This is a genomic window from Gordonia aquimaris, assembly GCF_026262595.1.
GTDB lineage: Bacteria > Actinomycetota > Actinomycetes > Mycobacteriales > Mycobacteriaceae > Gordonia > Gordonia tangerina.
On sequence record NZ_JAPKFM010000013.1, the window covers coordinates 109,218 to 132,462 of the forward strand.

The 23,245-nt window shown below is 67.3% G+C and carries 16 protein-coding genes; 3 read left to right on the forward strand and 13 right to left on the reverse strand.

Annotation, left to right across the window (positions count from 1 at the left end):
- Window positions 1–13: 13 nt before the first annotated feature.
- Genes OSB52_RS13715 through OSB52_RS13725 form a run of 3 tightly spaced genes read right to left on the reverse strand, consistent with a single transcriptional unit; the run spans window position 14 to window position 4,604 of the window.
- Window positions 14–1,312, reverse strand: a complete 1,299-nt coding sequence (locus OSB52_RS13715) for a lipopolysaccharide biosynthesis protein (protein WP_235722035.1) — start codon at window positions 1,310–1,312, stop codon at window positions 14–16.
- Window positions 1,306–2,172, reverse strand: a complete 867-nt coding sequence (locus OSB52_RS13720; RefSeq protein WP_266062216.1) for a beta-1,6-N-acetylglucosaminyltransferase — start codon at window positions 2,170–2,172, stop codon at window positions 1,306–1,308. The genes OSB52_RS13715 and OSB52_RS13720 overlap by 7 nt, the downstream gene beginning before the upstream one ends.
- Window positions 2,169–4,604, reverse strand: a complete 2,436-nt coding sequence (locus OSB52_RS13725; protein ID WP_266062217.1) for an AMP-binding protein — start codon at window positions 4,602–4,604, stop codon at window positions 2,169–2,171. The genes OSB52_RS13720 and OSB52_RS13725 overlap by 4 nt, the downstream gene beginning before the upstream one ends.
- A 175-nt stretch (window positions 4,605–4,779) precedes the next feature.
- On the opposite strand from OSB52_RS13725, the gene OSB52_RS13730 reads away from it, so the two are divergent.
- Window positions 4,780–6,045, forward strand: a complete 1,266-nt coding sequence (locus tag OSB52_RS13730; protein WP_266062219.1) for a lipopolysaccharide biosynthesis protein — start codon at window positions 4,780–4,782, stop codon at window positions 6,043–6,045.
- A gap of 1 nt (window position 6,046) precedes the next feature.
- Here OSB52_RS13730 and OSB52_RS13735 read toward each other — a convergent pair whose 3' ends face one another.
- From OSB52_RS13735 to OSB52_RS13760, 6 genes are all read right to left on the reverse strand, one after another.
- Entirely contained in the window at window positions 6,047–6,976 is a 930-nt protein-coding gene (locus tag OSB52_RS13735) for a glycoside hydrolase family 16 protein (RefSeq protein WP_235722031.1), read from the reverse strand.
- Between the two features lie 26 nt (window positions 6,977–7,002).
- On the reverse strand, window positions 7,003–7,197 hold the full coding sequence (locus OSB52_RS13740; RefSeq protein ID WP_235722030.1) for a hypothetical protein: 195 nt from the start codon (window positions 7,195–7,197) through the stop codon (window positions 7,003–7,005).
- Complete coding sequence (locus OSB52_RS13745) at window positions 7,194–9,440, reverse strand: hypothetical protein (RefSeq protein ID WP_266062221.1); 2,247 nt, start codon at window positions 9,438–9,440, stop codon at window positions 7,194–7,196. Before OSB52_RS13745 ends, OSB52_RS13740 begins: the two co-directional genes overlap by 4 nt.
- Window positions 9,437–11,485: a glycosyltransferase gene (locus OSB52_RS13750; RefSeq protein WP_266062222.1), complete on the reverse strand. Its 2,049-nt coding sequence runs from the start codon at window positions 11,483–11,485 to the stop codon at window positions 9,437–9,439. The genes OSB52_RS13745 and OSB52_RS13750 overlap by 4 nt, the downstream gene beginning before the upstream one ends.
- 102 nt (window positions 11,486–11,587) lie before the next feature.
- A complete protein-coding gene (locus OSB52_RS13755) occupies window positions 11,588–12,718 on the reverse strand; it encodes a lycopene cyclase family protein (RefSeq protein ID WP_235722027.1) in 1,131 nt (376 codons plus the stop codon).
- A gap of 4 nt (window positions 12,719–12,722) precedes the next feature.
- Window positions 12,723–13,496: an SDR family oxidoreductase gene (locus OSB52_RS13760; protein ID WP_235722355.1), complete on the reverse strand. Its 774-nt coding sequence runs from the start codon at window positions 13,494–13,496 to the stop codon at window positions 12,723–12,725.
- Between the two features lie 111 nt (window positions 13,497–13,607).
- Here OSB52_RS13760 and OSB52_RS13765 point away from each other — a divergent pair, with 111 nt between their 5' ends.
- On the forward strand, window positions 13,608–15,236 hold the full coding sequence (locus OSB52_RS13765; protein ID WP_235722026.1) for an ABC-F family ATP-binding cassette domain-containing protein: 1,629 nt from the start codon (window positions 13,608–13,610) through the stop codon (window positions 15,234–15,236).
- Window positions 15,237–15,302: 66 nt separating this feature from the next.
- Here OSB52_RS13765 and OSB52_RS13770 read toward each other — a convergent pair whose 3' ends face one another.
- The 4 genes from OSB52_RS13770 to OSB52_RS13785 form a co-directional block, all read right to left on the reverse strand.
- Window positions 15,303–16,853 carry an acyl-CoA synthetase gene (locus tag OSB52_RS13770; RefSeq protein WP_266062224.1) on the reverse strand — a complete coding sequence of 517 codons (1,551 nt, stop codon included), beginning with the start codon at window positions 16,851–16,853 and terminating at the stop codon, window positions 15,303–15,305.
- A 110-nt stretch (window positions 16,854–16,963) separates the two neighbouring features.
- Complete coding sequence (locus tag OSB52_RS13775) at window positions 16,964–18,577, reverse strand: GMC oxidoreductase (RefSeq protein ID WP_266062225.1); 1,614 nt, start codon at window positions 18,575–18,577, stop codon at window positions 16,964–16,966.
- Window positions 18,578–18,645: 68 nt separating this feature from the next.
- Window positions 18,646–19,212 (reverse strand): TetR/AcrR family transcriptional regulator, encoded by a 567-nt coding sequence (locus tag OSB52_RS13780; protein ID WP_266062227.1) that lies wholly within the window; start codon window positions 19,210–19,212, stop codon window positions 18,646–18,648.
- 51 nt (window positions 19,213–19,263) lie between these two features.
- Window positions 19,264–22,080, reverse strand: coding sequence for an aconitate hydratase (locus tag OSB52_RS13785; protein WP_235724875.1), 2,817 nt, complete (start codon window positions 22,078–22,080; stop codon window positions 19,264–19,266).
- 403 nt (window positions 22,081–22,483) lie between these two features.
- Here OSB52_RS13785 and OSB52_RS13790 point away from each other — a divergent pair, with 403 nt between their 5' ends.
- Window positions 22,484–23,086, forward strand: coding sequence for an Rv1476 family membrane protein (locus OSB52_RS13790; RefSeq protein WP_235724874.1), 603 nt, complete (start codon window positions 22,484–22,486; stop codon window positions 23,084–23,086).
- Window positions 23,087–23,245: the final 159 nt, after the last annotated feature.

The following is a 23,245-nucleotide window of genomic DNA, read 5'->3' on the forward strand; positions in this document are numbered from 1 at the left end:
TTGCTGAGCCTGCTCACCCCACCAGCGGGCGGGCCGGTGCGACCGGTGACGGTTCGCCCGCCATCTCCCGAACGCCGCGTGCGAGGGGCCGTGCGACGAGCGCCAACGCCACGGTGGCCGATGACAGCGAGGCAAGCCCGACCCCGGTCAGGCCGAGAGGTCCGATCAGGACGAATGCTCCGCCAACGGTGACGATCACCATCACGATCTGCGTGATCAGCATCAGCCGCATTCGCCGCTGCAACTGCGCGATGAGGAAGTAGGTGAGCACCACCGTCTCCACGACCGCGGTGCCTGCCATGATCACCATCAACCAGCCGGCGGACTCGACGTACTCGCGGCCGGCGAGGAGCAGGACGATGGGTCCGCCGATGGCCACGCCGACAACGGTCAGCGCGGTGACGCCGGTCAGCATGCGTCGCAGATGACGAAGCAGCGCCGGACGATCCGCAGAGGGTTGGGACGCTTCCACTACGAACGCGGAACCGACCGCGCTGCGCAGCAGCCCGGCAGCCGTACACATCGTCCACGCGAGGTTGAAGTAGGCATTGGCGGTGGTGCCCAACTCGTGCACGACGATCAACGGCACCACCAACGGCGTGGTGGAACTGACCAGGGTCATGGTGAAGAAGGCGCCTTGAAAGGCGAGCATCTCGCGGGCGGGCGGGAGCTGGTCGCCCCTCTCGCCGCGCCGGGCGGCTGCGTGACGCACCGCGTGGAACACGAAGGCGGTGGTGATGACGGCGGCCAGCACCGTCCACGATCCGGTGATCGACAGTGCCGAACCGCTGCCGGCCAGTAGGAACAACGGGACGATCTTGATCACCGACAACGTGATGTTCTTGGTGGCCACGGCTGGTGCGCGCCGTAGGCCGGTCAGGATCGGATCGGTGAGCGCGTAGAGGGCGAACACGATCACCACCAGAGGAAACGTGGCCCTCTCGACGGTGGTCAGCAGGATGCGGTCGCCGAATCCCGTCAGCACGAATCCGGTGCCCAAGACCACCGCGGCGGTGCAGACGATCGCGTAGCCGCCGGCCACCAACCTCGCCGACCGGTCGCCGGCGATGGGCAGGAACCGTTGGAAGGCGCCACCGAGCGACAGACATGACAGCGATGCCAACGCGGTGGCGGTGCTGACCACCGCAGAGGCCTGGCCGACTGCCGCCGCGGGAAAACATCGCCCCGCGACAACCCAGTAGACGAGGCCCAGCAGCCCGGTCGCCAGCGACGAGATCATCAGCGCACCGGCGTTGACCACCAATCGGTTGGCGGTGACCCGGTTGGCGGTGTTGGTGGAACGGTTCAGCATGTGGGTGCCATCCGCCAGGTCCAGTCGGCGCCGGCCTTGCGGGCGAACATGGCCGGACCGGCGCGTGCGCGCGCAAGCGATTCGGCGGTCAGCTCGGGCGGTCGCAGTGCCGTCGGATCCGACCAGTCGATGAAATGCTGACCGTGCACCGTGTGATCAGGACACTCGGTGAGCGCGGAGTACTCCTGCGCGATCATTTCCCGGTAGCGGGTCGCCATCAGCGCCGAGTGGATCACGAATTCGTCGGGACAGTGCGAGAAGCGGTGGCGTCGCAGCCACTTCGGGTGATCGTCGATCACCTTGCGGGCTGCGGCGACCGCGTCATCGGTGAGCGACCACCATTGCGATCCCTGGAAGATCGGCAGGGTGATGTCCGTCCTGCGTGGTATCCGGCCGGAGAGCCGAAGCCGGTCGAGCAGGGGATGGTCGGGGAAGTGGTACGTGGTGATCTTCTGCGCCATCGGCTGATCGGGGCTGTCGATCCGTCGGTCGACCCGGATCAGTTCGTCGTCGCCGGACCACAGGTCGATCAGTTCGGGCAGGTCGCGCAGCAGCACGTCGGTCCCGGACAGAAGTGAATGCCGGTGATAGCGGCCGCCGTTGGCTCGGGCTTGGTCGAGCAGTGCGAAGGTGGCGCGCAGTTGACTCAGCCCGCCCCACCGGACCCGTACCCGTCGGTGGTGCGGCACGAAGTGTGCGGTGATCCCGCGGGGTAGCGCATCGACGAACATCGGTTGCGCCACACCTGCATCGATGTGGATGTAGACGTCGATGCGGGCGTGGTGCAACGACTCGACGAGAGCGCCGAGCAGCTGAGGTTTGTCGTGCGCCATGATGTGTGCGGCGAATCGTGCGCTCACACCGGCACTCCCGACAATGCGGATCGGACGAGGTCGGCGGTGCGATCGACATGCGGTGAGCGCAGCATGCCGTTGTGATCGCCGCCGACGCGGTGGACCGCGCGGCACTCGGGTGCCACCGAATACCACCACTCCGCGAGATCCGGATTGTCCTCGGCCAGCACGGCGGTGAGGGCACCGGGATAGGGCCGCAGTCGATGCAGCATCGCCGAACGGCGGCCGAGCTCGTGGAACAGCGCCCACTGTGCTTCGGTTGGTCGCCGCCACCACCCGGCGGTCAACAGAGCCATGCGGGTGCGCCACAACTCGGTGCGCCGGGCCGGGGCGCGCGACTGCGCCGCGTGCGCCGCCGACGCGGTGCAGTCGGTCAACGCGACACTGCTGCGGGTGCCCAGCGGACCGGTGAGAATGGTGTCGAGGCAGACGATGTGACTGACCTCTCGGCCGGATCGGGCCAGGATGCGCGCGGCCTCCATGGCGATCACGCCGCCGAGGGAGTGTCCGACGAACTGATACGGTCCGGTCGGGTCGATCGCGGTGATGTGGTCGACGCACCGACGGGCCGCGCGAGTGATGGTCCAATCGGGCAGTCCGCGGCGCTCCAGGGCATGCGCCTGTAATCCGATCACTCGGTATCCCCGCATCCGACGCGACAGCGGTGCGAACGCGAGCGCAGCTTCGCCGGCGCCGGCGAACGCGAAGACCAGCGGTCGCCCGGCCCATCGAATGAAGTTGTCGTCCACGGACGGGAGTTCGGCAACAACTCCGGCGCCGGCATGGTCGGCTTGTCCATCGATGCGCGTGGCCAGCGCGGCCAGGGTGCCGGCGCTGACAACGGTCGACGGGGAGATCCGGACGCCGAAGGTGTCCTCGATCCGCCGGATCAGTTCGACAGCGGTCAACGAGTCACCGCCGAGAGACGTGAAGTCGTCGTCGGCGCCGATATCGCTCACCGACAACAGATCCGCCCAGATCGGCGCCAGCAGACCCTCCGTCACACTTCTCGGCGCCACCCGCGGCGCACGATCGACCGGGTCGGGCAGGGCGGTGCGGTCGACCTTGCCGCTGCTGGTGCGGGGCAGTGCCGCAACCATGATGAGATGGGTCGGCTGCATCCAGGTCGGCAGCACCGTGCCCAGCGCGGCACGGACGTCGGCGACCGCGGGAGGCCGCCTGCCCGGAGTCGGGGCCAGATGGGCCACGATCTCGGGACGTCCCCGCGTCGTGGTGATCGTGACGACCGCATCGTCGATGCCCGCGACGGCCATCGCGGCCGAGGTGATCTCGGCGATGTCCACGCGGTAGCCGCGGATCTTGATGGTGTCGTCGGTGCGGCCCACGAGATGCAGCTCGCCATCGTGGAAGCGACCCCGGTCACCCAGTCTGTGGTCGCGGCGCCCGTCAGCAGCGGATTCGAAGAGCTCTACCCGGCCGTCGACGACGTAGCCCGACGCGATGTGGGCCGAAGTGACATGGACGTGCCCGATCTCGCCGTCGGGTAACGTGGTTCCGGCGTCGTCGACGATGCGGATCTGCTTGTGCCGCGCCGGTCGGCCGGCGCTGAGCATCCCGTCCGGCAGCGGGCATGCGGGCGGAACCACGTTGAAGGTGAGGTTCCCGGTCTCCGAAGAACCCGATCTATTGATGAACGTCGCCGAGGGGGCGAGTGCGCGTAGCGCCCGCACATCCGCCGAGTGGACGGCTTCGCCGCAGGTGGCGACCACACCCACAGCGTGTAGTGCCGCATGGGCGTCGGGTGCGCCGCAGATCGCACGGAGGAGGGCCGGACTCAGGTGCAGAGAGTCCGGCGCGTGGTGCCGCAGCGCCCGCACTGCCGCGTCGACGCCGTCGAGGCGGGGTTCCACCAGGTGCAGCGTCGCACCGTTGAAGAGGGCGCCCAGGGTGATGTCGAGCCCGCCGCCGTATCCGACCGGCAGGGCCTGAGCGGCCCGGTGGTCGGGGCCCAGGCCGAGTTCCTCACCGAGTTCCTCGATCTGGTTGAGCCACAATGCAGCCGGATGCAAGACGGCCTTCGGCCGACCCGTGCTACCCGAGGTGAACGCGATCACCAGGCACGACGGCGGTATCCGCACGGTCGGGGGCGGTGGCCCGGCGGCGGTCGCCGCAGCCGGGAGGTCGCAGCCCGGGAGATCGCAGCCCGGGAACGCACGCGCGTGCACCGCGCCGACCATGGCGCGCACCCGCTCGGATGGCAGGGCGGCGTCGACGGGAACCACCGGACGGCCCGACAGCAGCGCGGCGATCAGTGCGGCCACCGCGTCGCCGGACCCGTCGAGACGCACCGCCAGCGGCCGCGGGTCGTCGGCCCCGCCGATCCGGTCGCTGCGCTGTGCGACCTGCCGTCCCAGTTCCGCGTAGGTGATCAAGGCCTGCCCGGTGTGCACCGCCGTGCGGTCGGCGTGTGCGGACACCACAGCAGCGAACCTGTCGCTCAGGACTGCTTGTGGTGTCACCGGACTGGACCCCCTGTTCGTGCTCGCGGCGAGGTACGTGCGAGACATTGGTTAGGTTAGCCTACTGTTACCTGTCGGAGCGGGGCGGCTCGGTAGCTGCGCTGTGGGATCTCCTACACGAAATGGGGAAGCAATGGGGTCGCGGACGTCGGTGGCACCCGGAATCGAGCGGAACTCCCTGGCGCTCGCGATCTCCGGCGTCGTCACCGCGGGGGTCGGGCTCGTCTACTGGATCGTGATGGGCCGTCTCTACCCGCCCGGCGAGGTCGGCGCTGCGGCAGCGGTCATCACCACCGCGACGATGTTGTCGGCCTTCGGGAATCTCGGGTTGGGCGCGTATTTCGAGCGGTTCCTGCCGATCGCGGGCGCTCGCAGCGTGCGGCTCCCCATCCGAGGACTCGCCGTCGGCGCCTCGGTGGGAGCTCTGCTCGGACTCGGCTTCCTGCTCGTCGGCCCCACTTCAGAGATGTTCGCCTCGCCGGCGCAGATGGCACTGTTTCCGGTTGTGGTGGTGGTGCTGTCGGGGTTCGCGCTGCTCGACCACATCTCGATCGCGATGCAACGCGCCGATTGGGCGGCGCGCAAGAACATCGCCCACGCCGTCCTGAAACTCCTTGTGGCGGCGGGTGTGGCGGCGGTGGCCGGACGTCTGGGCATGATTCTCGGTTGGGTGGTGACCGCAGCCTTGTTGAGCGGTGCTCTGTGGGTGGTGGCACGCCGCGCGTTGGTGCAGGCGGCGCGCACACCCGCGGCCGTCGACGTGGATCTGCCCCCGTGGTCGCAGCAGTGGCGCTTCATCGCCGGCAACTACGGCATCTACGTCGCGAGTTCGCTGACGCCGCTGCTGTTGCCGCCGGTGGTGATCGGACTTCTCGGCGCCGAGTCCAACGCCTATTTCGCGATCGTATGGTCGCTGGTGAGTGCCGTGTTGGTGCTGATGACGATGCTGATGGGACCCTATGTTGCCGCGGTCAGCGCGGCGCCCGAGGACGTGGTGTCGTTGACGAGACGTTTCGTAGCGATCCTGGCGGTGGTGGCGGGGGTCGCGTCGCTCGGTTTGCTGACCGTCGGGCCGCTGCTCCTGCGACTCGCAGGGCCCGGTTACAGTGATGCGGGGACACCGCTGATGCGGTTGGCTGCGATCGCGATTCCCTGCGCCGTGGCCGGACTGGCGTTCACCGCGATCTGCCGGATGCGGCGCAGACTGCTTCCCGCACTGCTGGTCCAGTCGCTCAATGCCGTCGTGATGCTCACCCTCTGTGCGCTGTGGATCTCCCGGGACGGACTGGCCGGCGCGGGATGGGCCATGATCGTGGCCGAGGCGATCACCACCGTGCTGGTGGCCATTCCCGTGGCCCGCGCCCTGCTCGATCGGCCACCGCGGCGATATCCGGGGTGACTCACTCGCCGATCTGTATCGCACCGGGGGTGGGGCTGAAGTAGCCCTCGGCGGCCGAGGCGAACTCTGCGCTCGGTCGGTACACACTGACCCAGTCCACCTCGAGATCCGCGCTCTGCGGCCTCGGTTCATCATCGCCGCACGGCGTCATACCCCAGTCCAGGCGCCGCTCGCAGGCACCTGCCTCGACTTGCATGCCGAGCCACATGGGCGTGTTCGGAACCATGTCGGCCGAACGCACCTCGGCCCACACCTGGCCGTCGAGCAGGTAGCGGATCAGGCCCGGCAGCCACTCGACCCCGACCGTGTGCCAGTCGATGAAGCGACCCGCGATGTCGGCGTTGGCCTTTCGGTTCTGGCCCGCGCTCTGCCAGTGCACGAACGCCGACATCTCGTCGCGCATCGCCGACACCGATTCGGCGAAGTCGATCTCCGGCGGCCACTGCTCGTTCTGCGGCCACAGGAGTAGGTGGTAGGACAGGTCGGCGCTGGGATCGGCGCGCATGCGCACCTCCCACCGCCCATAGGTCTGGGTCACCGGATAATTGGAGACACCGCCGGTCACCCATCCGGTGGGTGTCCGTTGGCCGGCGAGCCGAAGCGTGCCGTCGGCCAGCGTGACCATCGACTCGTCCCATGTCCCCACGGGATTGCCGCCCGGGCTGCCCGCATAGGTACCCCACTGTTCGCCGAGCGAACACCGATCGAAGTCGTCGACGAAGACCTGTTCCCACGCAGGTCCCGCCGCCGATGGTGCCGGTGCCGTTGCATTCACCGCATCGGGCTGCGGACAGGCTGCGCCACCGGTGGTCGCTGCTTCATCGGCGGACCCCGATGCCGCGGTGCAGGCGGACACCATGGCGACGAGCGGGACCAGTGCGGTACTGAGCAGGCGACGTGACGCGCCCACCCTCACCGCGCCGACCCTCACCGCGCCCACCCTCACAGGGCCCACCCTCACAGGGCCTCGGCCAACCGCATGAGCGTGACGTAGGCGGTGGCCACCGTGCAGATGGCCAGCACCGCGGTCAAGCGGTGCGCCGACGCCTGCCGCCCGATCGTTCCGGTCGAGGCGACGGTCAACTCGCGCAGCAGGTCCCCGCACAACAGGAGCAGTCCGCAGGTGATGAAGAACACGATCGAGACGTTCATGGCAGATCCCGTCGATAGTTGGGCCCGAGTACTCCGGAGTAGTCGATCGACGGTTCGGTGACGCGCCGCAGAATCGTCACCGAGTCGGTGTCGACGTCGGTGACATAGGTGCCGGACGCCAGGATCGCGTCGATCTCATCGTGTACCTCGGCCAGTGGCACGCCGTACTGCAAGGCGATCATCTGCAGTCCCTGATTGGGAATGTAGAGGTAGTCGGGACCGTGTTCGTCGGCGCACCTCGCCAGATCGTCGAGACAGTCGTAGCTGTCGACGGTGAACAACTGTGGGCCGGCCGGGTCGAGTGTGCGGCGCACCCCGACGCTCTGCGGTGCGTAGCCGAAACTCAACACCCGCGCATCGGGTGGCGCGGCGGCGATGAACGCGTCTGTCACGGCCACCTCGTCGCGGGTGGTGGCCTCGAAAGCGGTGTTGAGTCCGCGATTGGTCGTCTCCAGCACACCCAGCAGGGTCACGAGGACCATCGCGCCGACCACGACTGCGGGTGCTAACATCCGGCGCAGCCGGGGCGCGAGGAGGGCCAGCGCGAGTGCGGCGAACGGGGCCACGGTGGGGGAGGCGAGCAGGAAGGCACGCAGGATCATCTCGCCGCCGTAGCTCTGCAGGAAGACGAGGACGAACGGCGACGCGCACACCATGCCGCCCACCGCCCAGGACCGTCTGCCACGCCACAGACTCCACCCCACCAGCCCCAGCAGCACGAAACCGCCGGAGGCCGCCATCCTCAGGTACTGCATCCGCTGGTAGGTGGGATCTCCGTTGAGGCGATCACCGACGCCCGCGTTCACCGATTGCCCGACCTGACCGATCTCGCTGACCACCGATGGCAGATGCCCGAACCAGTAGTCCGTCGCGCCGTAGGTGAACCACGCCGCGAAGATGAGACCCGCTGCCAGCCAGAGTGTTCGGTACCGGGTGGCCCCGGTGAGCGCGAAGGCGGCGAGTGCCAGCACGGTCAGCATCGGTGTGATCTGGTGGGTCACGGTGTTCGCCGTGATGATCACCAGCACGACGGCGCCCACGGCGAGTGTGCGTCCGGGACCGAAGCCGGGGACGCGGCCGGGGGTGCGGGAGATCGCCTGTCGGATGCGTTGTCCGCGCGTGTCACCGGTCAGCGGTGGCAGTGGGGCGCGGCGTAGCTGCCAGAACAGTGTCGCGATGATCGCGGTGTAGCCGATCATCGCCATCGCCTGCGGGGCGAAGTAGTCCTGCTGGTACCAGTTGGTGGCGTGGTACAGGAACACCGCCAGCCACGCGAGGCGTGCGCGACCGGTGATCGCGATGGCGATGGCATAGAGCCCGAACGACAACACGATCCCGGAGACCAGAGGCGCCCACATCATCAACGCGGTCACGTCGGACAATCCGGTGAGGTCCTGGATTCCGGCGCTCAGCGCAAAGAACCCGGCCCAACTGAACCGCGCGTCGATCTGGCTGGGCAGGTGATGCGACTCGGCGAGGATCGAGATGAATCCACGGTGCACGAAGGACGTCGGGATCGAGGTCTGGCCGGTGGCCAGTCCCACCAGCATGGTGTTGAAGAGGATGATCACGGTGGTGAGCGCGCCGAGCACGACCGTGTCGAGACGCCGGGCTCGCAACGCCGACACGAGGACGCCGGCGACGATGGCTATGCCGACGATGTACCAGGGGCCCACCAGGGCGATGACGCCGTAGTGGCCGGCGTCGAGGACATCGATGCTGCGCGCCGCGGCGACGAACATCACCACCGCGACGGCGAGTGCGAGCAGTTCGCATCCTCGTCGGCCCGTCCACCGGTGACGGGCGAACCCGATCGGACCGCTCGAGGTACGCGCCGGGACCGTACGGAAGGCGACGGCGCACGCCACCAGGCCCAGGATCACGACGATGCTCTGGGTGCGCAGCGGGTTCCACGCCTCGGCGACGATGCTCACCTGTGCGGCGAGCGCATTGATCGACACGGACACCGACACAGCCAAGACCGTGCTCAAGGCCCGCCCCGGGATCCGCAGCGCGATCACCACGGGAATACCCGGCAGGAACATCACCCCGGCGACGACAAGCACCACCCGGACTGCCGTGGGCGGCGCGGTATCGGGCATGACCGACTGCCACAGCGTGATCAGCAGCAGCGAGAGACCCAGCAGAGCAGCGGAATACAACCCCACGCGCGGAGACCACCCGTAGGCGGTCGACTCGGCGTTCGTATGCGTACCGACCGGCTCGGCGACGGTGGTGGTCACGACTGCCGCCTCCTCGGGCCGGCCACGGTGCGTCGACGCAGCTGCAGATGCGTACGCACGAACAGCCATGGACCGGTGAGGTATCCGAGCTGTTCGAGAGCGCGCAGGTGCCGAGGCCAGGCGTCCGGGAAGATCTCGTTGCGCGTCGACCCCGGTGCGAACAACAACCAGAGCCCCAGCGGTAGGCACCGAAGCACGCCGAGCGCATGACGCGAGCCGAGTACCTTGGCCAACGACGCGGCCATGCCGGTGCCGTAGCCGTAGCACTGGGCACGCAAATCCGCCATCGTGTCGCGATGATGATGACGCACGATCATCTCCGGGCGATAGCAGACTGTCCATCCGGCGAGGATCGCCGAGCGAAAGCCATCGAGATCCTCACCCCCACGCGAGGGCGTCCCGGTTCCCAGTCGTTCGTCGAACCCACCGATGCGTGACAGCGCTTCCGCGGTGAACGCCATGTTGTTGCCGGAGCCGAATTGCCCCGCCACGTAAGGGAAGAAGACCCCGGTGGGCCCCTGTTCGCCGAGCACCCGGTGGGCGGGCTGCGGCGCCATCGACCAGACGGTGGCGGTGGGGCCCTTGTCGAACATTCCGGTGGCCTCGAACCATCCCTGGATCTCGGTCGTCTGTTCGGTGCTGAACACGCGACCACTGACCGCGCCCAGGCTGCCGGTGGAGTCGGCGGCGAAGGTGTCGAGAATCCGTGTCACCCAGTCGGGATCGGGGATCGCGTCGTCGTCGGTGAAGGCGATGATGCGCCCGGACGCCGCCGCGATGCCGGCGTTGCGGGCGGCGGACACACCAGCGCGGGGCTGGTCGACGACGCGTAACCGACCGTCGGTGATCGCGCTGACCAGCGCGCGGGCGTCACCCCGCGCGGGACGATTGTCCACCACGATCACCTCGATGTTCGGGCTCTCCTGTGCCAGCAGCGCGTGCACCGTGAGCGGCAACAGGTCTCGGCCGACCGACGGGATCACGATCGACACCAGATCGTCGGCGGTCACCGGGGTGTGTGACCTTCCGGGAACCGAGGGCCGGGCAGCCGACGGGGCGCCGCGAAGCGATCCGATCAGTGTGCCGATCGCGGTCACGGCCACGCCGAGGACCATAACGGCCAGGCGCGCTGCGGCGCTGCGGTCACCGTGGAAGAACCGGGCGGTGTATCGGGCGACTGCGGTGGTCACCGTCGCCGCCACGAACCTGATCTCGGCGGACAGCGCCTGCGATGGTCCGGCGATGCGACTCAGCAGCGCCTTCGACTGGCCTTCGTGACGACAGCGGGACAGGAAGTAGCGTAGGTCGGCACGCTGCGCAGGCACGTGATGGTCGACCGCGAAAGCGACCCGTCGCAGTATCCGGCCGTCGGGGTAGGCCCGGCGCAACTCGATTCCCATCAGCGTCTCCTCGCAGCCGGCCGGGATCGTGCCGACTCGCCCCAGTTCGGTGGCGAAGCCCCCGATCGTCTCGAGTGCGGCACGTCGAACCGCCATCGCGGCACCGATCGGGTTACGGATCTCGCCGCCGTCGGCCGCGATTCCGCGATAGTCGCATCCGATCACCCAGCCGAACTCACGGGGAAACCACCTCGGGGCCCGACCGTCCCACGCGGGGTGGACGCCACCGCCGATCGCCACGGTCGCGGCATCGGTGAACGCGATCCGTACCTCGTCGAGCCCGCCCGGTCGGACGATCGCGTCGTCGTCGAGGAAGACGAGCACGTCCTCGGTGGCGTTGGCCAGTCCGGTGTTGCGCGCGCCGGACAAACCAGTCTCACCTGCGTTGTCCACCACGACGATCTGATCGGTCGCAACGCCTACCGGCCGCTGTTCGTCGACGTGGTCGAGGAATCGCCGGCGCAGAGCCGCATTGTGGTCGACCACGATGAGCAGCCGATCGGTCGGCGCGAGCTGTCGCGCCACCGCGTCAATGCCGCGAGTGGCCACCGACCACCGGTCGGTCGTGTAGCAGCAGATCACCGCGCAGATCGAGACCGGGCCGGATCGAGCGGGACTGTGTACACCGGTGGCAGAACTGGTCACCGACCGTCTCCTCTGAACGTCCAACGAAACCTTGGTCACCTTGAGAAACCTCAATTAGGCAAGGCAAGGCTAACCTAGAGTAGGCGATGGTCGGGCAGCAGCTCAATCGGGGACGTCGCCGGACGGTGGTGGCCGGTCCAGACACCCTCGGGCGACGTCGGCTCGCACGGACATGTCGAGACCGGCGAACACTCGCGCCATGGCGGCCAGGGTCCCGGACAGGTCGCCACGGTCGCTGAGATAGCTGCGTTGGGCGGTCAACGGCATGGCGAAGAAGGCGTCGAAGAAGCCGATGGTCTCCTCGGCGTCGAGTCGGAGCAGCACGGCGAGCCCCCGCAAGCGGAGGCGGTACACCGCCCGTGCGCTCCGAGGCCACAGGGTCGACGCCGGGTCGCGGCCGGCGGAGATCGCCCCGACCAGCCGATCGGCCTCGCACAGTGCCGACGCGACGCTGTATCCGGTGGTGGGATGCAGGAGGCCACCGGCGGCTCCGTGGCGCAACGGCCGGGGTCGCCAGGGTCGTCCGGACGTCGCCGTCAACGGAAACGACACCCGCTCGGTTCGTCGGACGCCGGTTGGGGTGCCCCGGAGACGACTGCGCAGACGATGCTCGAGCACGTCGAGCGACAGTGCGGGCCGACCGGCCAGGCACGTCTCCTCGAGGAGAAACTCGTCATCACCGAGCGGGATGGCGTACAGGAATGACGGCAGGGCACCCGGATCACGCTCGGTGGCACGCCAATCCATCAGAACGGCGTCGGCGCTGTCGAGATGGCGGCGCGCGGTGGCCGCGTCGACGACGATGCCGAAAGCCGTCTGGCGCGGCGCGTGGCGCGCCGACGATCCGCGACAGTCGACCACCACGTCGGCAGTGACAGTTGTTCCGTCGGTGAGGCGGATGCGCCCACCATCGACGTCTGCGACGCGTCCGCCGACCACCCGCGCGTCGTCGAGCGTGAGCTTGCGCTGCAGCGCGGCGGTGTGGAACACGCTGTATCCGCGAGCGAGTTCGGTTGCGGTGTGGCCGATCACTCCGACAGCACTCACCTGGGCGGCGATCGTGGACGGGTCCAGCCAGGCCGGGAGTTCGTCGCTCCAGCAGGCATAGGTCGCCAACCACGGCCGGCTCGGGTGGGCCTCCACCACCGTGACGTCGAGGCCGGCCACGAGGAGTCGATGGGCGAGGCCGCGGCCCGAGGGTCCTGCACCGAGGACTGCGACGTGCGTTGTCACATCCTCACGCGCCGCCGGTGGCCATCATGCCGCCGTCCACGCGAATGGTCTCTCCGGTGATCCAGGCCGATGCGTCGCCTGCGAGAAATGCGGCCGCGCGGGCCACGTCCACGGGTTCGCCGATACGGGCCATCGGGTAGCCGGCGGCGATGCGCGCCTCGTTGTCACCGGCGATCAGTCCGGAAGCGAAGGTCGTCCGCACCACCGATGGGGCGATCGCGTTCACCCGGATCCCGGGCCCCAGTTCCCACGCGAGTTCTTCGGTCAACCGGATCAACGCCGCCTTCGACGCCCCGTAGGCGGCGATCGCGCCGGTCGACCGCAGTCCGGCCACCGAGGAGATGTTGACGATGGACCCGCCGTGCTCGCGCATCCCGGCGCGATAGGCCTCCTGGATGAATCCGAGGGTGCCGGCGACGTTGACATCGAAGATCTTGCGGACGGCGCTGAGATCGGCGTCCATCAGGGGGCCCATGATCGGGTTGATGCCGGTGTTGTTCACCAGAATGTCCACACCACCGAGTTCGACTGCAGCGGCGATCGCCTCGGCGCGGTGAGATTCGTCACCGGCATTGCCGGGGGACGTGACGATGGTGGCACCGGCCACGGCGGCCCGGATATCCTCGGCGGCGGCGGCCAACGGATCCGGTTTGCGTGCGGTGATCACCACCGAAGCTCCGCATCGTGCCAGTTCGGTGGCGATGGCCAGCCCGATACCACGGCTGGCGCCGGTCACCACGGCGCACTTTCCGGTCAGGTCGCCAGGGGCGTTGATCATGGTCGAGGTGCGTTGCGGTTCACTCACGCACTCACCGTATCGGGCCGATCGATCGTTCGGGCAGAGTCGGCCGGATAGGTCTGAGCCGCTGCGCAGGTAGACTGGTTCGCCGTGATCACCGCGACTGACCTGGAAGTTCGAGCGGGCGCGCGGACACTGTTGGCGGCGCCCGGCGATGCGCTGCGCATTCAGCCCGGCGACCGTATCGGTCTCGTCGGCCGAAACGGGGCCGGCAAGACGACCACCCTGCGCATCCTGGCCGGTGAGACCGAGCCGTATGCGGGCAGCGTGCTGCGCAGCGGCGACCTCGGATATCTCCCGCAGGACCCCAAGGAGGGCGATCTCGACGTCCTCGCCAAGGACCGGGTGCTCTCGGCCCGCGGACTCGACGCCATCCTGCGTCAGATGGAGAAGCAGCAAGCGCTGATGGCCGAGGCGGCCGATGACCGCGTGCGTGACAAGGCGGTGCATAAGTACGGGCAGCTCGAGGAGCGGTTCGCCGCCCTGGGCGGTTACGTGGCCGAATCGGATGCGGCCCGGATCTGCCACAGCCTCGGTTTGCCGGACCGGGTTCTGGGTCAGCCGCTCGGCACGCTCTCCGGAGGTCAGCGACGTCGTATCGAGCTGGCGCGCATCCTGTTCGCCGCCTCCGATGACGCCGGCAAGTCTGACACCACCCTGTTGCTGGATGAGCCGACCAACCACCTCGACGCCGATTCGATCGCCTGGTTACGGGGCTTCCTGCAGAACCACGAGGGCGGCCTTGTCGTGATCAGCCACGACGTGGAGCTGTTGGCCGACGTCGTGAACCGAGTGTGGTTCCTCGACGCCGTCCGCGGTGAGGCAGACGTCTACAACATGGGCTGGAAACGCTACCTCGACGCGCGTGCCACCGACGAACAACGACGCAAGCGCGAACGTGCCAACGCGGAGAAGAAGGCCGGCGCGTTGCGCGCGCAGGCGGCCAAACTCGGCGCCAAGGCGACCAAGGCCACCGCCGCACAGAACATGCTCAAACGCGCCGATCGCATGCTCGACTCGCTCGACGAGGAACGCGTGTCCGACCGCACCGCACGCATCCGGTTCCCGGAACCGGCCACCTGCGGCAAGACTCCGCTCATGGCCAGCGGTTTGACGAAAACCTATGGGTCGCTCGAGATCTTCACCGGCGTCGACCTGGCGATCGACAAGGGCAGCCGGGTGGTTGTGCTCGGCCTCAACGGTGCGGGCAAGACCACCCTGCTCAAGCTCCTGGCGGGGGTCGAGAAATCTGACATCGGCTCGATCGAACCCGGCTACGGGCTCAAGATCGGCTACTTCGCGCAGGAGCACGACACTCTTGACGACATGGCGACGGTCTGGGAGAACATCCGCCATGCCGCACCGGACGCGGGCGAGCAGGATCTTCGAGGTCTACTGGGCGCCTTCATGTTCAGCGGCGCGCAACTCGACCAGCCGGCCGGCACGCTGTCCGGCGGCGAGAAGACACGACTGACCCTGGCCGGGTTGGTCTCCTCGTCGGCGAATGTCCTGTTACTCGACGAACCGACCAACAACCTCGATCCGATCTCCCGTGAACAGGTGCTCGATGCGCTGCGCAGCTACACCGGTGCGGTGGTGCTGGTGACCCACGACCCCGGCGCCGCGGCCGCACTGGACCCGCAGCGCGTGATCCTGTTGCCGGACGGCACCGAGGACCACTGGTCCGACGAATACCAGGAGCTCATCGAACTCGCCTGACCCACGCGATCTCGTAGTACGAACCGGCGGTTCCCGCACGGTTCGTACTACCAGATCAGCTGTCCGTCAGTGCACCTTCTCGGGCCAATATTGCTTGCGCAGTTCACCTTTCACCAGTTTGCCGGTGGGTGTGCGCGGCAGGTCGTCGACGAAGTCCACCGAACGAGGCGCCTTGTACGCCGCGATCGACTCCTTGGTGTAGTCGAGCAGTTCATCGGCGAGCTCCGGCGATGGCGCGTAGCCCGGTGCGGGTTGGACACAGGCCTTCGCGACTTCGCCGAGCTCCTCGTCGGGGACCCCGATCACTCCGACGTCGAACACGGCGGGGTGATTGACCAGAACGTTCTCCGCTTCCTGCGGATAGATGTTGACCCCGCCGGAGATGATCATGAACGCCTTGCGGTCGGTGAGGTACAGATAGCCCTCGCCGTCGACGTATCCCATGTCGCCAGTGTTCGCCCAGTTCGCGTGCTCGGGATGTTGTGCGCTGCGGGTCTTCTCCGGGTCGTTGTGGTATTCGAAGGCGGGTTCGTCGCGTTCGAAGTAGACGAGGCCGACCTCGCCGGTGGGTAGGTCGTTGCCGGCCTCGTCGCAGATGTGCACCACACCCAGCAGCGGCTTGCCGACCGAGCCGGGATGATCAAGCGCCTCCTGCGGTCCGATGAAGGTGGCGCCGGCGGCCTCGGTGGAGGCGTAATACTCGTGGATGACCGGACCCCACCACTCGATCATCGCGCGCTTGACGTCGACCGGGCACGGGGCGGCCGCGTGGATGGCGAGCTTGATGCTGCTCACGTCGTACTTCTCGCGGACATCCGCCGGCAGCTTGAGCATCCGGATGAACATCGTCGGTACCCATTGACTGTGCGTGATCCGGAACTTCTCGATGGCGCTCAGGGCGGTCTCGGGGTCGAACCGGTCGAGGAACACGACCGTCCCGCCGACCGAGTTGGTCATTCCGCAGTAGCGCAGTGGCGCAGCGTGATACAGCGGTGCAGGGGAGAGGTAGACGGCGTTGTCGTCGTAGCCGTACATCGGGGCGAAGATCGCCGTGTAGGTATCGGGGATCTCGTCGACCTGTCCTTGGGGCAACGGAGTCTGAATTCCCTTGGGACGGCCTGTGGTCCCGGACGAGTACAGCATGTCGGTGCCGCGGGGCTGATCGGTGCGCGGGGCATCGGAAGCGGTGGTGAGCGCGGCATCATACGATTCGAATCCGGCGATCTCGCCGCCCCAGGCGAGACGATGACCGGGCTCGGCCAGCGCTGGGATCTGGTCGCTCTCGGCGACCGCATCGGCCACTGACGCGCCGGCGAAAACCACCTTGGCGTTGCAGTCGCCGAGGATGTAGTTCGTCTCCCCGGCGGTCAGGTGGTGGTTGATCGCGGTCACATACAGGCCACTACGCAGCGCCGCCCAATAGACCTCGAACATGTGCAGGTCGTTTTGCGAGATCATCGCGACGGTGTCGCCAGGCCGTAGGCCGAGCGATTCCAGGTGATTGGCGAGGCGCGTGGAGTTGTCGTCGAGTTGGCGATAGGTGAGTTGTTCGCCGGTGGAGGCGCGAATGACGGCGGGCTTGTCCGGGGTGGAAGCGGCGAAGACTCCGGGGAACACGTGGTACTCCTCTGACGAAGGGACGACTCTGCACATCTGTGTCGACTGTTACCGAACGATCGATCGGGGTGTCGTGCATCACAGTACCCCACCCGATCGAACCTCGATTGTCAGAGGGTGGCGACGAACCTGTCCATCGTGCGTTCGGCCAGGGCCAGAATGGTCAGCGACGGGTTGACCAGACCCACGGCGCCCGGCGCGAAGGATCCGTCCACGACATAGAGGTTGTCATAGCCGATCACCGATCCGTCTGACCGTGCGGCACGGTCGATCACGACCCCACCGAGGCCGTGATAGGTGCTTCCCGAGCCGAACCCGGATGCGCGGCTGTACACCGGGATGCCATTGCGCGGGTGTCCGTGTCGCGTCTCGGTCATGCGATGGAAATGCCCGGCGAACGCGGACGCGCGTCGGTCGAGGACGCTGGTCCCCTCGGCGAAGGGATACGTCAGACGTGTCTGGCCGGTCGCGTGGTCGAAATCGATGCTCCCGCGCTCATCGGTGTGGACCTGGATCAGGTGGGTGGTCGCGACCCCGCCCAGCGGCGACGGGAAGGGACTGGCCTGATAGACGATTGCGGCCGGTCCGCCCGAGAGCTGATCGTCGCGAATTCGCCCGTAACCGGGCCCGCCCTGGATCGGCCCGTAGGGGTCACGCAAGGCGGTGCGCAGGACCACGAAGTCTCCGTTGGCGCCGAAGCCGTCGCCGATGTGTGGGGACAGACGCGGCAGGTGTCCGAGCGCACGCGCCCGCACGAGCAGCGATGTCGTGTGGAATGAGCCGGCCGCCATGAACAGATAGTCGGACTCCATCGTCACGATCCGCAGCGTGGTGCGGCGCTCGTCGATGAGTCGGGCCCGCACGACGAAGCCGGGCCGCCGACTGCGAGGTCGGATCTCGAAGACCTCGTGCATGGGTTTGATGGTGACGTGCCCGGTCGCCTCGGCGGCGGGCAGGTAGTTGTGATCCACGGATGTCTTCGCGCCGCTGTTGACGCCATAGGACAGATCGCCGTTGCTGATCCCGGGCGGGGCCGTTCCGGCGAGTTCGCTGCGGACGATGTCCCAGTTCACCGAATAGTCGATGAAGCTCGGCGCCACGCCATATCGGGCAACCGTCCGGATCCAGGATCGAGCACCCACGTAATTCGGATGAGCCAGGATGTCCGGACTTAGCGGCGCGGCCCGAATCATCTGCCGCGCCCGCGGATAGTACGTCCGTGCCAGTTCGTCGTAGTCCGTGCCACCGGGAAAGACCATGTCGAAATCGGGCTTGTCGGGCTGCGCCGCGAACGCGCCGAACACCAGCGAACCGCCGCCGACACCGGCACCGTACACCGCCTCGATCCCGTTGCCCTGGATCTTCTCAAGCACACCGGGATACGGCTCGACGGGTATCTGCAGGAGGCCGGAGATCCCGGCGGTCGGGCTGAACCACGCGGCCCGCTTGTCCGGACTGGTGAAGGTGGCGAAAGTGTTGCCGTCTGCGCGAATCGGCCAGCGCCTGCCGCGTTCGAGGACGGTTGTGCGGATGCCGGCACGGCCGAGTCGCAATGCGGCGACCGCACCGCCGAAGCCGCTGCCGATCACGATGGCCGAGGCCGGCTGGGCAGCCGAGGTGCGGGATGTGACGGCAGCGAGGGCACCGAGCGCGCCGAAACCCGCAGAGCCCCGAATCAGCGCTCTGCATGTGATCGGTGTGCGCCCGGCCGCCGCACGGTCCACCCGAGCAATTCTACGGGCCTGGCCGGACCTTCGACGCCGAAATCGCGCTCGCCTCCGGGCCCGGAGTGTCAGCGTTTCGTGCGCACCGATTCCTCGACGAGGTCGAGCACAGCGTGCAGATCGTCGGTCGGTTGCCCGGTGGCCAGTCTGGTGATCAGACCGTCGAGAACGAGGTCGAGATACTTCACCAGGACGTCGGTGTCGACATCATCGCGGAGTCTGCCTGCTTGTCGTCCCCGTTCGAGACGCCGCAGCGTCGCGGCCTCCACGTCACCCGAGAACGCAAGCCAGGTGGAACGAAACGACGAGTCGGTGCGCAGTTTACGGGCGATCTCCAGTCGCGTGCCGAGCCAGTCGAAATCCTGCGGACGCGCGAGCATGTCGCGCATGACCTGTACCAGACCCTGTTCGGCCGCGACATCGGCCATCCGCTCGGCGTCCTCCTGGGCAAGGGCGAGGAACAGCGCTTCCTTGTCGCGGAAATGGTGGAAGATCGCGCCCCGGGACAGCCCGGTGGACTCTTCGATGCGTTTGACGGTCGCGCCGTCATAACCGTATTCGGCGAAGCAGTGCCGCGCGCCGTCGAGAATCTCTCGACGGCGCGCGGCCAGCCGGTCATCACTGACCTTGGGCACTTCTCGTGCTCCCTGTCGTGTTCATGCTGTCGTGGTCAAGGGCTGAGGTGATCAGCTCTTGATCATGTTGCGCAGCACGAACTGCAGGATGCCTCCGTTGCGGTAGTAGTCGGCCTCACCGGGGGTGTCGATGCGCACCTTGGCGTCGAACTCGACCTTCGCGCCGTCCTCCTTGGTGGCGGTGACGTGCACGGTCTCCGGCGTCGTACCGGAGTTGAGCTGCTCGATGCCGGTGATGTCGAAGGTCTCGGTGCCGTCGAGTCCCAGCGACTTGTGCGACTCACCCTCGGGGAACTGCAGCGGGATGACACCCATACCGATGAGGTTGGAGCGGTGGATGCGCTCGAAGCTCTCGGTGATGACCGCCTTGACGCCCAGCAGCCTCGTGCCCTTGGCGGCCCAGTCACGCGACGACCCGGTGCCGTACTCTTTGCCGCCCAGCACGACCAGCGGGGTGCCGGCTGCGGCGTAGTTCTGCGCCGCGTCGTAGATGAACGACTGCGGGCCGCCGTCCTGGGTGAAGTCGCGGGTGTAGCCACCGGTGACGTCGACCAGCTGGTTGGCCAGCCGGATGTTGCCGAACGTCGAGCGGATCATCACTTCGTGGTTGCCGCGACGGGCGCCCAGCGAGTTGTAGTCCTTGCGTGCCACACCGTGTGAGTCGAGGTACTGCGCAGCAGGCGTTCCCGGCTTGATGGTCGACGCGGGGGAGATGTGGTCGGTGGTGACCGAGTCGCCCAGCTTCGCCAGCACGCGCGCGCCGGAGATGTCGGCGACCGGCTCCGGCTCGGTCTGCATGCCGTCGAAGTACGGAGGCTTACGGACGTAGGTCGACTCGTCGTCCCACTCGAAGACCTTGCCGTCCGGCGTCGGCAGGTTCTGCCAGCGCTCGTCGCCCTTGAAAACATCGGCGTAGTCCGCCGCGTACTGCTCGGCCGAGATCGACGACGCGATCGTCTGCGAGATCTCCTCGTTGGACGGCCAGATGTCCTTGAGGAAGACGTCGTTGCCGTCGGCGTCGGTGCCCAGCGGGTCGGTCTCGAAGTCGAAGTCCATCGTGCCGGCCAGCGCGTAGGCGATGACCAGCGGCGGCGACGCCAAGTAGTTCATCTTCACATCGGGGTTGATGCGACCCTCGAAGTTGCGGTTACCCGAGAGCACCGCGGTCGCCGTCAGATCGTTGTCGTTGATCGCCTTGCTGATCTCTTCGGGCAGCGGACCCGAGTTGCCGATGCAGGTGGTGCAGCCGTAGCCGACGAGGAAGAAGCCCAGCTTCTCCAGGTAGGGCCAGAGGCCGGCCTTGTCGTAGTACCCGGTCACGACCTGCGACCCCGGGGCCATGGAGGTCTTGACCCACGGCTTGGCGGTCAATCCCTTCTCGACGGCCTTCTTGGCGAGCAGTCCGGCGCCCAGCATCACCGACGGGTTCGAGGTGTTGGTGCAGCTGGTGATGGACGCGATCGTGACGATGCCGTGATCGAGAACCATGTCGCCGCGCTCGGGCGAGGAGACCTTGACCGGCTTCGACGGGCGACCCTCGGCGCCCTTCGACGCGTTGTGGGCGGGTTCGTCGTCGTCGGCGAAGGACAGCTTGGCCGCGTCGGGGCTCACCGACGGTGCGTCGGAGGCGGGGAAGCTCTCCTCGTTGGCCTCGTCGACACCATTGTGGGCAGGGGTGTTGCCCTCTTCGACGTAGTTGTGGATGTCCTTGCGGAACGCATTCTTGGCGTCCCAGAGCTCGATGCGGTCCTGCGGGCGCTTCGGGCCGGCGATGGACGGGACGACCGTCGACAGGTCGAGCTCCATGTACTCGGAGTACTGGGCCTCTTCCGCGTCCTTTTCCAGCCACATGCCCTGTTCCTTGGCGTAGGCCTCGACGAGGTCCAGGGTCTCCTGCGAGCGACCGGTCAGCTTGAGATAGTTGACGGTCTCGGAGTCGATCGGGAACATCGCGCAGGTGGAGCCGAACTCGGGGCTCATGTTGCCGATGGTGGCGCGGTTGGCCAGCGGCACCTCGGCGACGCCGTTGCCGTAGAACTCGACGAACTTGCCGACCACGCCGTGCTTACGCAGCATGTCGGTGATGGTGAGTACCACGTCGGTGGCGGTGACACCCGGCTTGGTGGCGCCGGTCAGCTTGAAGCCGACCACGCGCGGGATCAGCATCGACACGGGCTGGCCCAGCATCGCGGCCTCGGCCTCGATGCCGCCGACGCCCCAGCCGAGCACGCCGAGCCCGTTCTCCATGGTGGTGTGCGAGTCGGTGCCGATGCAGGTGTCGGGGTAGGCGACACCGTCGCGCACCATGACCGACCGGGCAAGGTGCTCGATGTTGACCTGATGGACGATGCCGGTGCCCGGCGGGACGACGCGGAAGTCGTCGAAGGCGCCCTGGCCCCACCGCAGGAACTTGTAGCGCTCTTCGTTGCGCTGGTATTCGATCTCGACGTTGCGTTCGAAGGCCTGTGCGTTGCCGAAGGCCTCGATGATCACGGAGTGGTCGATGACCATCTCGGCGGGGGCGAGTGGATTGACCTTGTCCGGATCCCCACCGAGCTGCTTGACGGCATCGCGCATGGTCGCGAGGTCGACGATGCACGGCACGCCGGTGAAGTCCTGCATGATCACGCGGGCCGGGGTGAACTGGATCTCGATGCTCGGATCGGCGTTCGGATCCCAGTTCGCGATCGCCTCGATGTGTTCGGAGGTGATGTTGGCACCGTCTTCGGTGCGTAGCAGGTTTTCGGCGAGGACCTTGAGCGCATAAGGAAGCTTGCCGGTGCCCTCGACGGCATTCAGTCGGTAGATCTCGTATGAATTGTCGCCCACCTCGAGGGTGCCCTTGGCGCCAAAGGAATCGATACTCACGTCTTGTCCACTCTCCTCAACGTGCCGGCGGGCTGCGCCGGCCTGCTCATCCGACGGGCTGCGTCGGTGGTTACAGCAACGTGTGACCTCGCTGCGTTGGCTGCCACCGCCCGATGTCCGACCAGCGTTGACGCTGTTCGTCGGCAGGTGGCGACAGTTCCGATGTTAACAGTACGCACGTACTGTTAACAAACAGCCTCGCTCGCCTCGTGTCGGATCGGGGCGCGCGAAGCCGACCCGGGATTCTCCGGACCATCCCATTCTGTCGTACGGTGCTGCAGGAGGTTTGGTGGGCCACCGCTGTGCGTGCGAATTTAATGCTCGCGAAACCTTGCCGGCGAGCTGATGCCTTGCGTGTCGCGGTGTGCGACCCTCAGGTGCCCAGAGATGTGAGGATGGCCAGATGAGTCCGGATGCGACGACGCAGCATGTCTTGGCCCTGCCGCCGATGGGTGTGATGGCGCCCTCGGTCATTCCCGAGAGCGTGGACATGCCCGCGATCCTGCGCGACATCCAGGAAGACGGCGTCGCCGCGCCGGCCGGCCAGGTCGCCGGCCTGCGCGCAGTGGTCGCCGAGGCTCAGGCCGATGGGCAAGAGGTCAGCTTCGTGGTGATCGATCGGCCCCTAAAGTTCGAGTACTACCGCGATATCGCCACCGATCTCCAAGCCGACGTCGGTGGGACCGTCATCGTGCTCGGTCCACAATCGGTGGGCAGTGCTTCGCCGCACTTCAGTCGCGTCCAGCAGGAAGAAGCGACCGACAATCTGACCCTGACCGATCCGCCACTCGCCGCGCGTCAGATGTGGGATCAGATGAACGAGCCGTCTCTGAACTGGACGGTCATCAGCCTGCTGCTCATCGTCATCGTGGTGGCCGGGGCGGCCATCGCCCGGCTGCGATCGACCCGTGCGGACCGCCGGGGAGCCGGTGGCGAGGGTGCGGCACCGGTGGAATCGACCGCGCAGGCGTCCGGCACCACCGACCTCTCGCGCGACCTACCCTGACGCGACCGCGTCGGCCCACTCCGTCGCAGACGCGCGTCCATTTCGGTGGAGAGGTAGCCCATACATCGCTTCGCCCGCATCAGTTGTAGGCGGCACGCCCGGATGCGCTCTTCGTTGCCGATTCGAGACCTTTGTCGATCGGCGCCCTTTCGGCAGTTC